The following is a 13,339-nucleotide window of genomic DNA, read 5'->3' as shown; positions in this document are numbered from 1 at the left end:
CAGACTCCGTTCGGGCGTTCTTGCCCACAGTAACCGTCCACGCTATCGGCCCGCTAAGGCGGCGTCAATGCTCAAATTGTCTTATTTGCCGCGCAAACGCGCTATCTTGTTACAGTGAAGGGAAAAGGATGGCTTTTCTTGATCTCGCTCATCTTGTAGAATGCGCATCACAAACCCCTATCAACTGTGGGATAACCCAGACCAAATCACCATGACGTTGCTGGCTCTCGGAATTAATCATAAAACGGCTCCTGTTGCTCTGCGCGAACGCGTCACGTTCTCGCCGGAGACGCTGGATCAGGCCCTTAACAGCCTGCTGGCTCAGCCGCTGGTGCAGGGGGGCGTTGTGCTGTCTACCTGTAACCGGACCGAGTTATACCTCAGCGTGGAACAGCAGGAAAACTTGCAGGAGCAGTTGGTTAACTGGCTTTGCGACTACCATGGTCTGAGCGCGGACGAAGTGCGTAACAGCCTCTACTGGCATGAAGATAACGCGGCGGTCAGTCATCTGATGCGCGTCGCCAGCGGCCTCGACTCGCTGGTGCTGGGCGAACCGCAGATCCTGGGTCAGGTTAAAAAAGCCTTTGCTGATTCTCATCGGGGTCATACCCACGCCAGCGAGCTGGAGCGGATGTTCCAGAAGTCCTTCTCGGTGGCGAAGCGGGTCCGTACCGAGACCGAGATCGGCGCCAGCGCCGTCTCCGTCGCCTTTGCGGCCTGTACGCTGGCGCGTCAGATTTTCGAATCCCTCTCCACGGTCAATGTACTGCTGGTGGGCGCAGGGGAGACCATTGAACTGGCTGCCCGCCATCTGCGCCAGCACAACGTGAAGAAACTGATTATCGCCAACCGGACGCGTGAGCGTGCGCAGGTGCTGGCCGATGAAGTTGGCGCAGAGGTTATCGGCCTGGCCGAGATCGATGCCCGCCTGGCCGAAGCCGATATCATCATCAGCTCCACCGCCAGCCCGCTGCCGATTATTGGTAAAGGCATGGTGGAGCGGGCGCTGAAGCAGCGTCGCAATCAGCCGATGCTGCTGGTAGATATCGCCGTACCGCGTGACGTGGAGCCGGAAGTTGGCAAGCTGGCCAACGCCTATCTCTACAGCGTTGACGATCTCCAGGCGATTATCGAAAACAACCTGGCCCAGCGCAAAGCCGCTGCGGTACAGGCTGAAACCATCGTGATGCAGGAAAGCAGCGAGTTTATGTCCTGGCTGCGCGCGCAAGGCGCCGTTGAGACCATTCGCGACTACCGTTCCCAGGCGGAACAGGTTCGTGCCGAGCTTGAAGCCCGCGCGCTGGCCTCGCTCCAGCAGGGCGCGAATGCTGAAGATGTGATGCGCGATCTGGCCCGCAAACTGACCAACCGTCTGATCCACGCCCCGACCAAATCTCTTCAGCAGGCTGCCCGCGACGGGGATGACGAACGCCTGCAGATTTTACGCGACAGCCTCGGGCTGTAGCGTTTTCGCCCTCTTTTCAATACAGGTAAAACAACACCCATGAAGCCTTCTATTGTTGCCAAACTGGAAGCCTTGCAGGAGCGCCACGAAGAAGTGGAGGCGATGCTGGGCGACGCAGGCGTGATCGCCGATCAGGAGCGTTTCCGCGCGCTGTCGCGGGAATATGCTCAGCTGACCGACGTCAGCCAGTGCTTCCGCAAATGGCAGCAGACTCAGGATGATATCGCCACCGCCGAAGAGATGCTTGGCGACGCCGAAATGCGCGAGATGGCGCAGGAAGAGCTGAAAGAAGCCCAGGCAGCCAGCGAACAGCTGGAGCAGGAACTCCAGGTGTTGCTGCTGCCGAAAGATCCTGATGACGAACGCAACTGTTATCTGGAAGTGCGTGCCGGCACCGGCGGGGATGAAGCCGCCATTTTTGCCGGCGATCTTTTCCGCATGTACAGCCGCTACGCGGAAGCCCGGCGCTGGAAGATTGAAGTGATGAGCGTCAACGAAGGCGAACACGGCGGCTACAAAGAGATCATCGCTAAAGTGATCGGCGAGGGTGCCTTTGGGCGACTGAAGTTTGAATCGGGCGGTCATCGCGTACAGCGCGTGCCGGAAACTGAATCCCAGGGGCGTATTCACACTTCTGCCTGTACCGTGGCCGTCATGCCGGAGCTGCCTGAAGCTGAGCTGCCGGAGATTAATCCTTCCGACCTGAAAATCGACACCTTCCGCTCCTCCGGTGCGGGCGGTCAGCACGTCAACACCACCGATTCCGCCATCCGTATCACCCACCTGCCGACCGGCATTGTGGTGGAGTGTCAGGACGAGCGCTCGCAGCATAAAAACAAAGCGAAAGCGCTGGCGGTACTGGGCGCGCGCATCCGGGCGGCGGAAGTTGCCCGGCGTCAGCAGGATGAGGCCTCAACCCGCCGCAATCTGCTGGGCAGCGGCGACCGTTCAGACCGTAACCGCACCTACAACTTTCCGCAGGGCCGCGTGACCGACCACCGGATTAACCTGACCCTCTATCGTCTTGATGAGACGATGGAAGGCAAGCTGGACTTCCTGATTGAGCCTATTGTGCAGGAATATCAGGCGGACCAGCTGGCCGCACTGTCAGGCCAGGAGTAATGGAGATTCGCCAGTGGCGAGGTGCCGCTATCGCGCAGCTCGCTGAAAGCGAAAGCCCGAAGCGCGATGCGGAGATCCTGCTGGAACACGTGACCGGCAAATCCCGCAGCTGGCTGATAGCGTTTGATGAGACCCTGCTGACGCCAGCGCAGCTTGAACGTCTCAGCGTGTTAATTGCCCGCCGCGCCAGCGGTGAGCCCGTTGCTTATCTGACGGGCGAGCGCGAATTCTGGTCATTACCGCTTCGGGTCTCCGGCGACACCCTGATCCCCCGCCCCGACACCGAACTCCTGGTTGAGCTGGCGCTTGCCCACCTGCCGGCGAACGGTCCGGCGGTCCTCGATTTAGGCACCGGCACCGGCGCTATTGCGCTGGCGATTGCCAGCGAGCGTCCTGATGCCCGGGTGACCGGCGTTGACTGCGTGGCGGGCGCGGTGACGCTGGCGCAAAGCAACGCACAGCGGCTGGCGCTCGGCAATGTGCATTTCTGCCGCAGTGACTGGTTCAGCGACGTCGGGGAGATGCGTTACTCGATGATTGTCAGTAATCCTCCCTATATCGACGAAGCGGACGAGCACCTTCTTCAGGGCGATGTGCGCTTTGAGCCCGCCAGCGCGCTGGTGGCGGGGGATAATGGGCTGGCGGATATCAAAACAATTGCCGCTCAGGCCGGACATTATCTGCTGCCGGGTGGCTGGCTGATGTTTGAACATGGCTGGCAGCAGGCGGAGCAGGTGCGCGCAATCCTGCTCGATCATCATTTTGAGCAGGTTCAGACGCGGCAGGATTATGGCGGTAACGATCGCGTGACTTTTGCCCGGCGTCCCGTTTAAAGGAGAGAAGAATGGCCGCATGGTATGGCGTAATAAAAAATCTTCATTTTCTGACCGTGGTGATTACCATCACGCTGTTTATACTGCGGTTTTACTGGCTACAGCGCCGGTCAGCCTGTCTGACGCGCCGCTGGGTTCGCATTGTGCCGCATATCAACGATACGCTGCTGTTACTTTCCGGTATCCTGTTGGTCATGATAACGCGTTTCTATCCCTTCACGCCGCAAGGCAGCTGGCTGACTGAGAAGCTGTTTGGCGTTATTATCTATATCGCACTGGGTTCTGTCGCCCTGAGCCGCCGGCCCCGGGGACAGAAAGTGCGCTGGATTGCATTTATTGTGGCGGTGGTCGCCCTGGTGCTGATTTATAAACTGGCCACGACGAAGATGCCACTGTTGGGGATTGTATGACGTCAAAAGCAACTTTAGATACCACAGCGCTTCCGCTGTGTGAGGCGGTAATCGCAGCCACTCAGGCGATCCGCCCCGACTTTCCTGCTGAAGACGTAAAAAAACAGCTGGCTCAGCTGGTCGATGAGGCGCGTAACGCCATTCCGGCCCAGCTTGAGCAGGATTGCCAGCTGGAAAAGCTGATCGAGCTCTTCTGGCATACGTGGGGGTTTGGCGGCGCGAGCGGCATTTATCGCCTCTCCGATACGCTCTGGCTGGATAACGTACTGAAAACGCGTCAGGGAACGGCGGCGTCGCTGGGCGTGATTTTCCTGCATATTGCTGGTGAGCTTTCGCTGCCGATGATGCCGGTTATCTTCCCCACGCAGCTGATCCTGCGCGCTGACTGGATTGATGAGGAGATGTGGTTCATTAATCCGTTCAATGGCGAAACGCTGAGCGAACATACCCTGGAAGTCTGGCTTAAAGGTAATATCGGGCCGGTAGCTGAACTGTACGATGACGATCTTGAGGAAGCGGAGCCGCATCAGGTCCTGACTAAAATGCTGGATACGCTGAAGTCGGCGTTGATGGAAGAAAAACAGATGGAGATGGCGCTTCAGGTCAGTCAGGTACTGGTGCAGATGGACCCGGAAGATCCCTATGAGATCCGCGATCGCGGACTGATCTTCGCCCAGCTGGACTGTGAGCATGTGGCCTTAACGGATCTCACTTACTTTGTTGAGCACTGTCCGGAAGATCCCGTCAGTGAAATGATAAAGTTGCAAATTCATTCGATTGAACAAAAACAGATCACGCTGCACTAATCTGTAAACTCTGCATATATAAGGCGAAGGCATGAAACAAAAAGTGGTTAGCATTGGAGATATCAAGGTCGCAAACGACCTGCCGTTTGTGCTCTTTGGTGGCATGAACGTTCTTGAGTCACGCGATCTCGCGATGCGCATCTGTGAACATTACGTGACCGTGACCCAGAAGCTGGGCATCCCCTACGTGTTCAAAGCCTCTTTTGATAAAGCCAACCGCTCTTCCATTCGCTCCTACCGTGGACCGGGCCTGGAAGAGGGGATGAAAATTTTTCAGGAGCTGAAGCAGACCTTCGGTGTGAAAATCATCACCGATGTCCATGAAGCCAGCCAGGCGCAGCCGGTAGCCGATGTGGTTGACGTGATCCAGCTGCCGGCCTTCCTGGCCCGTCAGACCGATCTGGTCGAAGCCATGGCGAAAACCGGTGCGGTCATTAACGTCAAGAAGCCGCAGTTCGTCAGCCCGGGCCAGATGGGCAACATCGTGGAGAAATTTGCCGAAGGCGGTAATGAGAAAATCATTCTTTGCGATCGCGGTGCCAACTTCGGTTATGACAACCTGGTTGTTGATATGCTCGGCTTTAACGTTATGAAGCAGGTTTCTCACGGCAGCCCGGTGATTTTTGACGTCACCCATGCGCTGCAGTGCCGCGATCCCTTCGGCGCAGCCTCGAGCGGTCGTCGCGGTCAGGTGACCGAGCTGGCCCGTGCGGGAATGGCGGTTGGCCTGGCGGGCCTCTTTATCGAAGCGCACCCGGATCCGGCGAACGCCATGTGTGACGGTCCGTCAGCTCTGCCGCTGGATAAGCTGGAGCCGTTCCTGGCACAGATTAAAGCGATTGACGATCTGGTGAAAAATTTCCCGGCGCTCGACACCAGCAGCTGATCCCAACTGCGGCGGGCATCCGGAAGGACCCGCCGTTTTTTTTGCGCTGATGAAAGCTGAGATGCTTAGCGGCTTTTTCAGGCCGCCCGATAACCGCAACGAAACGGAGTTTACTGATGAAAAAAGAAGCTGCGCTGCTGATGGCGGCGATGGCGATCGTGGGCTGTAGCGCGAACAGCGCGCAGAATAATGACGAGGCGGCGAAGCTTGCCGACCATTATTTTGTGCTGACCAGCGTAGATGGTAAAGCGATCGGGTTACCGGAAGGCGTGAAGCCGGGTATCCGGTTTGGCGAAAATATGCACGTTAGCGGCGTGATGTGCAATCGCTTCTTTGGTCAGGGAAAACTGGAGCAGGGCGTACTGAGCCTGCCGCAGATGGCTTCCACGCGCATGCTGTGCAGCGATCCCCGGCTGAACGAATGGGAAAATATGCTCGGCAAGGCGCTGACCCAGGGCGCGAAGCTAACGCTGGATCAGCAGACGCTGACGCTGACCGGCGCAGGCCATAAGCTGGTTTACAGAGCAGAGCAGTAAGCCGCAGAGCCGGGCGTCACCCTGATGTCCGGCTTCGTTTTCCCGCCTTTCCGTCACGATATTCCCCACTTTTCTTGCCCACACGCTGATTGTCAGAGACCGGGCAGGCATAAAAAAACCAGCCTCTGCAGGCTGGCCTTTTACTGAAGCTTACCTCGCCGTGTCCTACAGCATGATCGTCATCAGATAGCCGATAAACAGCGCCAGATGGGCGGTGCCGTTAAGCACATTGGTGCGGCCGGTCGAGAACGAAATCTGGCACAGCAGCAGGGCGGCCATCAGCATCACCATCTGCGGTGGCTCCAGGCCAAAGATAAGCTGCTGGCCGGTCAGCGTGGCGATGATTGAAACCGTCGGCACGGTCAGCGATATGGTCGCCAGCACGGAGCCGAAAAAGAGATTCATGGCGCGCTGCACCTGATTTGCCAGCACCGCCTTGATGGCGCCCAGGCCCTCCGGCGAGAGGATCAGCAGGGCGATCAAAAAGCCGGTGAACTGCGCGGGCGCGTTCACTTCCGTCAGCAGCGACTCCAGGGTGTAAGCGTTCATTTTGGTGACCGCGATAACGGCAATCAGATGAACGATCAGCCAGAGCGTATGCCATAAGCTGGAATGCACCGAGGGTTTGCCGTGGTGAGGATCGTCACCCTCATCTTCATGTTCATAAACAAACAGGCTCTGGTGCGTTTTGGTCTGAATAAGCAGAAACACGCCATACATTGCGGCGGAGATGGCGGAGATGAGTAAAGCCTGCGTCACCGTGAAATTACCGCCCGGCAGGGCGTTTGGAAACACCAGCACCAGAATGCCGAGCGGAAAGATAGCGATCAGATACTGTTTTACACCGGCAAGGTTAACGTACTGCGTGGCGAATTTGCGTCCCCCTAACAGCAGCGAAGCGCCGACCAGCCCACAGGTTACGATCATAATAATGGAGTAGAGCGTATCGCGCATCAGCGCCGGAGCTGCATCTCCTGTCGCCATCAGCGCGGAAATCAGGCTGACCTCAAGTATCACCACCGAGAGGCTGAGGATCAGCGAGCCGTAGGGTTCTCCCAGCCGGTGAGCCAGCACATCCGCATGGCGTACCACGCTAAAGGCGCTGCTGAGGATCGCCACCAGCGCCAGCAGGTTGATGCCGATAATTACCGGTAAGGCGTCCGACGCTCCCCAGAACCAGAGGATTGCCAGAGCGGCGAGGGGGAAGATGAGAGAATATTCGGTATGGCGAGTTTTGCCGCTTTCATGCGCACTCATAGGCGTCGTTTTCCTTATGCAGACCGGTTTAGCCTGAGGTCGCGTTGAGATCCCAGGCGATGCATTTACCCTTTCGCTGTCAGATTCAAGTATATGACAAGCCGTCAAGTGTAGCTGATTAGGACTCATCTTGCCTGTCAGTTTACGTAATTTTACGGGTTTTGATTGTTTTTGTTTTTAATGGCCTTTTTAATAAAGCTGTATAACTCAATTTCTTGATTTATATGGATAATTAATTTAATTATTTATTTTTTAATGAGCTTTAATTTGTCATATTGTTGTTGTTGTTTATGTGAAATAGCCTTGTGGAAGGTTTATTGCTACTTGCGGGCGTAAACGGGCGTCTGGAAAAAGTAGCACCTTTGCACCAGGCTTATTGTTTCACCAAACAGGAGACGTACTATGCCTTATGACTCACGCTCATCGCTTCCGGACAACGTTAAAAACGTGCTGCCGGCTCACGCACAGGATATCTACCAGGAAGCATTTAACAGTGCCTGGGATCAGTATAAAGAGAAGAAAGATCGTCACGGTGATGAATCACGCGAGGAGGTCGCCCATAAGGTGGCCTGGTCTGCCGTGAAGTCAAAATATCAGAAGGGCGACGATGATAAATGGCACCCTAAAAGTTGATTTCAGCAGGGCGATCGCGATCGCCCTGTTACGCCCCTGCCTCTCTGAAGCCTGCCGCTAAGAAATTTATTTACCCCCATCTGAAGTTTTTCCTGCCGTAGCCGATGATCTCTTTAAGTGAAATTTAGCTATTTGTGCCGCCAGTTACCTTGATTGCATCTGCTGAATGGCTTAGGGTCATGGTTAACAGCGAAACGGTGAGTTTAACAAACAGGCAACGCTAACGTTGTTGGTCAGGCTCTGACGGTAATGAAATATAACAGCAGGAGGGGCGATGCTGACACGAGATTTCCTGTTAAAAGCAGATTGTAAAACGGCTTTTGGTGATATTGAGGAGTCGCTGTTCTGGAGCTGTGAACAGCGGGCCGCCTCACTGGCTGCGACGCTGGCCTGTCGTCCTGATGACAGTCCGGTATGGGTATTTGGCTATGGCTCCCTGATGTGGAACCCCATCTTCGAATCAGAGGAGGTGGCGGAGGGGACGCTGAGCGGATGGCATCGCGCATTCTGCCTGCGCCTTACCGCCGGACGCGGGACCGCCAGCCAGCCAGGCCGGATGCTGGCGCTGAAAGAGGGCGGTCGCACCACCGGTCTGGCGTTCCGTCTGCCGGAGGAGACGCTGCATGAGGAGCTGGCGCTGCTGTGGAAGCGTGAAATGGTGACGGGCTGCTATCTTCCCACCTGGTGCGAGCTGGCGCTTAACGACGGCAGAGTGGTCAACGTGCTGGCGTTTGTCATGGATCCCCGGCATCCGCTTTATGAGGCCGACTCCTGTCCACGCACCATCGCGCCGCTGATTGCGCAGGCCAGTGGTCCGCTGGGAAGCAACGCGCAATACCTGTTTCTGCTTGAGCAGGAGCTTGAAAAGCGCGGCCTCTATGATGACTGCCTGACCGATCTGGTTCAGCGCGTGCGTGACCTTCAGGAGTGCCATAACGGGCTGGTGGGGTGACCCCCACCGCTACTGGCCTGGGTTGATAAGCCAGGTGCCCGCCCGGTTAACCTCCAGCTGATGGCTGTAGACGGCGGTACCGGTCTGTAGCTCGATTTTATAGCTGCCCGCCGCCAGATTCAGCGAGGCATAACCGCTCTTGTTCGGCTTCACTTCAGTGGGCGTCCCGTTAAGCAGCAGGCTGTCTCCGCTTCCCAGCTTCACATAGACCGTCGCCAGCATCGGCACGGCGTCATTTGCCGTCCGGGCTTCGCTCACCGTGCCGGCATCCGCCGCGCTTTCCGCCGCGATGGCCGGGTGTTCGGGATGTTCCCCGGTGCCGCTACGGTTAAGCCAGGCAATCAGCACCACCAGCACCAGTACGGTCACGCCGCTCATGATAACCAGCGGTTTTGAGAGTTTACGGGCATCACGTGGGGTGACGGGTTCCGCCGAGCCTGCGGCAGGATTCACGGCCATGATGACCGGTTCCGGTTCAGGCATGGCCGTAACCGGAGGCTCGATCGTTTCCTCAACGATTTCTGTATGAGTGGTGCTGCTAACCAGTTGCTCAACGCTTGCGACGGGCAGATCAATCAGCGCTGCCAGTTCATCAATCGTCTGGGGACGATCCTGCGGCTTCATGGTCAGCGCCTGGTCAATGGCGTTTAACAGCGAAAGGGAAAAGCCCGCCGGCCGGAGCTGGGTAAGCGGCTGATAGCGATCCTCAATGCAGCGCACCACGCTCACCGGCGGCGGGCTGCCGGTGACCAGCGTATGCAGCACCGCCCCGAGCGCATAGATATCCGTCCAGGGCCCCTGGTCGGTATCGCTCTCTTCGCTGTACTGTTCAATAGGCGCATAGCCCGGCTTCAGCATAATTTCGGTTTCATCCGACAGATTCCCGATCTCCTTACGGGCAGAGCCAAAGTCCAGCAGCACCGGCAGATGGTTATCCTGGATCTGGATATTGTCGAGTGAGATATCACGATGCAGATAACCCGCCAGATGGATGGTGTTGATCGCGCCGAACAGCGGCGGCAGCAGCTGACGGATCCAGGCATCATCGATCGACTCCGGGCGTCCCTGCTGCCACTCTTTGAGGGTCATCCCGCTGTAATAGAGGGTGCCCATGTAGGCGGTGCCGTTCTCTTCCCAGAAGCGCAGCACGTGCAGCAGGCCGGGATGATTGAAGCGGGCCAGCAGGCGGGCTTCCTGGATAAAACTGTTCAGGCCGGCGGAAAACAGCTTCTGATAGCGTTCTCCCCGCAGGACAATCGTCAGATCTTCTTCGCGGGAGGCCAGCGAGATCGGCAGATACTCTTTGATGGCGATGGTGCGCTCAAGAAGATGATCCCAGGCGCGATAGACGATGCCGAAGCCGCCGCCGCCAATAACTTCCTTAATTTCAAATTCGTTAAAACGGTGCCCTGCCGGAAGGGCATTAGGGACGTTTTTTACATTATCGTTCGCCGACATAGTTACCACTCTCTCAGTGCTAATGCCCTGGCAGGCCCGGGCTAGTTTACGGTGCGCCAGGCGCCAATAGCCGGATCGGCCAGGTCTGCATGCAGTTCATCTACCAGCAGCACGTTTATTTTGATCTCCGGACTCACAACGGCGCGCCAGGTTTGGCGAAGCGTATCGATGCGCTTTTTAAGCGCGGCCGGATCGGTTGCCTGGCTTCTGTCCATTTTCACCAGCAGCGTGCCCTCAAAGGACCAGACGTGGAGCGTCGGGTTAAAGGGCAGTACCAGCCAGCTTTCCGGTGCGGTCTCCATCGCGGCAACCAGACGCTGATTATTGGCCGCAACGATGTCAAAGCTGTTGGGTTCAGGATGCACGTTGCGCAGGGGAAAGCCCTGATAAAACTGTACGGGAATAAATTGATTTTTGCCTTCGCTGGCCAGCGTCAGCTCGCTTTTCCCCTCCAGCCATCCTTCCGTGGAGCAGGTCAGGGTTTTGCCTTCCGGAATAAACAGCGACTGGCCGTTTTCGTCCCACCAGGTGCGGAAGTGACAGCCTTCCGGCAGATCGAAATGCTGCAGCGGCTGGCTGTTGGCCGGCTGTGAGATATCGAGCGGGGCAGCGTTGCTTGCCGTGGCGGCGGCGGTGGCGTCGGCCAGGACAATTGGCCGCCAGCCTTGTTCTTTAGCTGCGGTACCCGTCGCCAGCACCATTCCTTCTGGGTTAGTCATCTGCCACGGCAGCTCTGTCAGCTTACCGCACTGGTTCTGAAGCAGGTTACCTACCCGGGGCAGGAAGGTGTTCAGCACGCTGGACTCTTTACTCTCGCCAGAGAGGATGCGCAGATGAATCGCTTCCTGACACCAGTCGCGGGGCGCCTTGCTGGCAACGTTATCAATAAAGACTTCCAGCGCCAGGCTTGGGGAATAAACCACGCGGTAATCCTCCGCGCGGACGGCGGAAGCAAACAAGAGTATGACGGTGGCGGGCAACCAAAATTTCATAGCGTTCCTTGGTGTTAATCACGCGGCGGTAAAAAGCGGGCGGAATCCGTCATGGACTGAAACAGCGTGGTGTCCTGTGGTGACCCCACCCAGACAGCCACGGCGCTCAGATTATCTTTTTTCTCACTGCGATTGATGGCCTTTTGCATCAGCGCCAGCCACTCCTGTGGCGAGTTAACCATGCGCAGCGCCTGTTCCATCTCCTGCGGCGTCAGGCTGCACCAGAAGCCGTCGGTGCAGACAAGGAAAGCATCGCCGTCTTCAAGCGGCAGCGCCTCGCTGTTGCTCACCGGCTGGGTGCCTTCCGCGCCGAGGGCATTATAGAGTAAATTACTGTTAATTCCGGTATTTTCGTAACCTGCGTCACGCATTTGCTGTGCCAGGCTGTGATCGCGGGTGACGGCATGAATAAATCCGCGGCGAAAGTGATAAACGCGACTGTCGCCCGCGTGAGTCCACCATGCGCGCTGCTCATCACGGTCAATAAACAGAGCGGCGAGGGTGGTGCTCATGCGTTTTAAATTCGGATTGATCTTCTGCGCGCCGAGAATGGCCTCTTCGGCCAGATGGATCCAGCGCCCAGTTTCATCAGGGGTGATCGGATGTTCCTCCCTGAACTCGGCAAGCAGCGTATCCCGCGCCAGCTGAGCCGCCGTTTCGCCGCCCTCCGTACCCGCCACGCCGTCACAGACCATAAAACAGGCGCTGTGCTTGCCCAGCACCGCCCCGGTTTCATCCTGATTACTCTCACGTGCGCCAATCTGCGACGTCGAAGCAAAGTTTATGTTCATTGTTCTTCCTGTCGGGTTTGCGAGTCTTTGTACTGATTGACTTCCATGTCGTAGGCCTGAAGGAAAGCATCACCGAACAGGGTATGGAAATCATCTTCGATCTCACCTGAGGTATTCTGGTAATGCCGTAAAAAATAGTCCCACAGTGCGGCCTTTTTCGAGGCGGTCAGCGCATATTTCGGCACCTTGCCGTCGCGTCGGGCGTGCTCCTCCATCCGCTGCGGATTAAAGGATTGCAGCATCGCGGCGATAATCGCCCGGATACCGGCAATCATGCCAAGCTGGTGTGCCTGAAGATCGACCAGCGCATCGCGAACGGCCTGCTCAGGTGGCATAAAGCCGGGCATCTGGCTCTGATAAATCTGCATCAGAACGGTTTTTCCTGACGGGAGGATCTTAAACGGGTTATTCGCCTCGTTAAGGATCATCGTCATCTCCGCCTTCACACCGCGCTTAAGAATCGAGCGCGAGGAGAGCAGGGCGACCGTCCCCTGTGAAAACAGGCTCAGCATCCGGCCCGTCGTGCGCATCTGTTCTTCGGTCAGCGAGGGTCTGTCCGGATGGCTCTCCAGCCCCATTCCCTCCAGCAGCGCCGTCAGCAACCGCTGCTCGTGACTCTGCGAAGCATGGCGCTCGCCGGGCAACGCCACCTCCTGACTGACCGGATCGATAGCCAGCCGTGCATCAGTTGGCCGTACCGGCCGCGCCGCCGCGTGTGGGACAGGAGGGCACTCTTCGGGATGCACGAAAAGCGGCTCCACCTCATGCAGAATCCCCAGCGGGTCTTCAACGGTCGAAGCGCTATCACCGAACAGCATAAGCGGGTCAATATCATCGGCAGACGTCTCCTCCACACGGGAAGGATCGCTGACCACAATCTGATAATCGCCAATGCCCAGCACGTCGCCATGTTGCAGCGTAGCCTGGCTGCCCCGGGCCAGCGGGTTATGGTTATGCAGAACCGCGATAACGCTGCCCTGATTGGTCAGGCGGCATTCACCGTCGGGCGCAACATGCACCACCGCCTGCAGCCGTGAAATGGCGCGTTCGGTATCCGGTAGGACCAGATCGTTATCCAGGCTCCGCCCGATGGTGCCGCCGGGTGGCGTAAAATCACAGAGGGTAACGGGTGCCTCGGTCCTGCTATCAACAAGGGTAAATCGCATGCGCTTTTCCTGAAGCCATGGCCCACAGGCCA

At 57.3% G+C, this 13,339-nt stretch carries 14 protein-coding genes; 9 read left to right on the top strand and 5 right to left on the bottom strand.

What is annotated here, in order from left to right; all coding sequences use genetic code 11:
- Positions 1-211 precede the first annotated feature (211 nt).
- From hemA to AAH446_RS03185, 7 genes are all read left to right on the top strand, one after another.
- The gene (hemA, locus tag AAH446_RS03215; RefSeq protein ID WP_342905801.1) at positions 212-1,465 is read left to right on the top strand and encodes a glutamyl-tRNA reductase; all 1,254 of its coding nucleotides are present in this window, start codon (positions 212-214) and stop codon (positions 1,463-1,465) included.
- A gap of 39 nt (positions 1,466-1,504) precedes the next feature.
- On the top strand, positions 1,505-2,587 hold the full coding sequence (gene prfA / locus AAH446_RS03210; RefSeq protein WP_342905271.1) for a peptide chain release factor 1: 1,083 nt from the start codon (positions 1,505-1,507) through the stop codon (positions 2,585-2,587).
- Entirely contained in the window at positions 2,587-3,420 is an 834-nt protein-coding gene (gene prmC / locus AAH446_RS03205; RefSeq protein ID WP_342905270.1) for a peptide chain release factor N(5)-glutamine methyltransferase, read from the top strand. Before prfA ends, prmC begins: the two co-directional genes overlap by 1 nt.
- An 11-nt stretch (positions 3,421-3,431) precedes the next feature.
- A complete protein-coding gene (locus AAH446_RS03200; RefSeq protein WP_342905269.1) occupies positions 3,432-3,830 on the top strand; it encodes a SirB2 family protein in 399 nt (132 codons plus the stop codon).
- A complete protein-coding gene (sirB1, locus tag AAH446_RS03195) occupies positions 3,827-4,636 on the top strand; it encodes an invasion regulator SirB1 (protein WP_342905268.1) in 810 nt (269 codons plus the stop codon). The genes AAH446_RS03200 and sirB1 overlap by 4 nt, the downstream gene beginning before the upstream one ends.
- A 31-nt stretch (positions 4,637-4,667) precedes the next feature.
- Entirely contained in the window at positions 4,668-5,522 is an 855-nt protein-coding gene (gene kdsA / locus AAH446_RS03190; RefSeq protein WP_342905267.1) for a 3-deoxy-8-phosphooctulonate synthase, read from the top strand.
- Positions 5,523-5,638: 116 nt separating this feature from the next.
- On the top strand, positions 5,639-6,058 hold the full coding sequence (locus tag AAH446_RS03185; protein ID WP_342905266.1) for an META domain-containing protein: 420 nt from the start codon (positions 5,639-5,641) through the stop codon (positions 6,056-6,058).
- Positions 6,059-6,223: 165 nt separating this feature from the next.
- Here the strand turns inward: AAH446_RS03185 and chaA are convergent, their stop codons facing one another.
- Positions 6,224-7,315, bottom strand: a complete 1,092-nt coding sequence (chaA, locus tag AAH446_RS03180; protein WP_342905265.1) for a sodium-potassium/proton antiporter ChaA — start codon at positions 7,313-7,315, stop codon at positions 6,224-6,226.
- A gap of 402 nt (positions 7,316-7,717) precedes the next feature.
- Here chaA and chaB point away from each other — a divergent pair, with 402 nt between their 5' ends.
- Both chaB and AAH446_RS03170 read left to right on the top strand, forming a co-directional pair.
- Positions 7,718-7,948, top strand: a complete 231-nt coding sequence (chaB, locus tag AAH446_RS03175) for a putative cation transport regulator ChaB (RefSeq protein WP_342905264.1) — start codon at positions 7,718-7,720, stop codon at positions 7,946-7,948.
- Between the two features lie 274 nt (positions 7,949-8,222).
- A complete protein-coding gene (locus AAH446_RS03170; RefSeq protein WP_342905263.1) occupies positions 8,223-8,900 on the top strand; it encodes a gamma-glutamylcyclotransferase in 678 nt (225 codons plus the stop codon).
- A 9-nt stretch (positions 8,901-8,909) separates the two neighbouring features.
- Here the strand turns inward: AAH446_RS03170 and AAH446_RS03165 are convergent, their stop codons facing one another.
- The 4 genes from AAH446_RS03165 to tagH are packed head-to-tail and all read right to left on the bottom strand — an operon-like array spanning position 8,910 to position 13,307.
- Entirely contained in the window at positions 8,910-10,358 is a 1,449-nt protein-coding gene (locus AAH446_RS03165) for a serine/threonine protein kinase (RefSeq protein WP_342905262.1), read from the bottom strand.
- Between the two features lie 41 nt (positions 10,359-10,399).
- Complete coding sequence (locus tag AAH446_RS03160) at positions 10,400-11,350, bottom strand: hypothetical protein (protein ID WP_342905261.1); 951 nt, start codon at positions 11,348-11,350, stop codon at positions 10,400-10,402.
- Between the two features lie 14 nt (positions 11,351-11,364).
- Positions 11,365-12,141 carry a PP2C family protein-serine/threonine phosphatase gene (locus AAH446_RS03155; protein WP_342905260.1) on the bottom strand — a complete coding sequence of 259 codons (777 nt, stop codon included), beginning with the start codon at positions 12,139-12,141 and terminating at the stop codon, positions 11,365-11,367.
- Positions 12,138-13,307 (bottom strand): type VI secretion system-associated FHA domain protein TagH, encoded by a 1,170-nt coding sequence (tagH, locus tag AAH446_RS03150; RefSeq protein WP_342905259.1) that lies wholly within the window; start codon positions 13,305-13,307, stop codon positions 12,138-12,140. The genes AAH446_RS03155 and tagH overlap by 4 nt, the downstream gene beginning before the upstream one ends.
- Positions 13,308-13,339: the final 32 nt, after the last annotated feature.

This window comes from Erwinia psychrophila (assembly GCF_039023475.1).
GTDB lineage: Bacteria > Pseudomonadota > Gammaproteobacteria > Enterobacterales > Enterobacteriaceae > Erwinia.
This window is presented reverse-complemented; position numbering and strand designations above follow the sequence as displayed.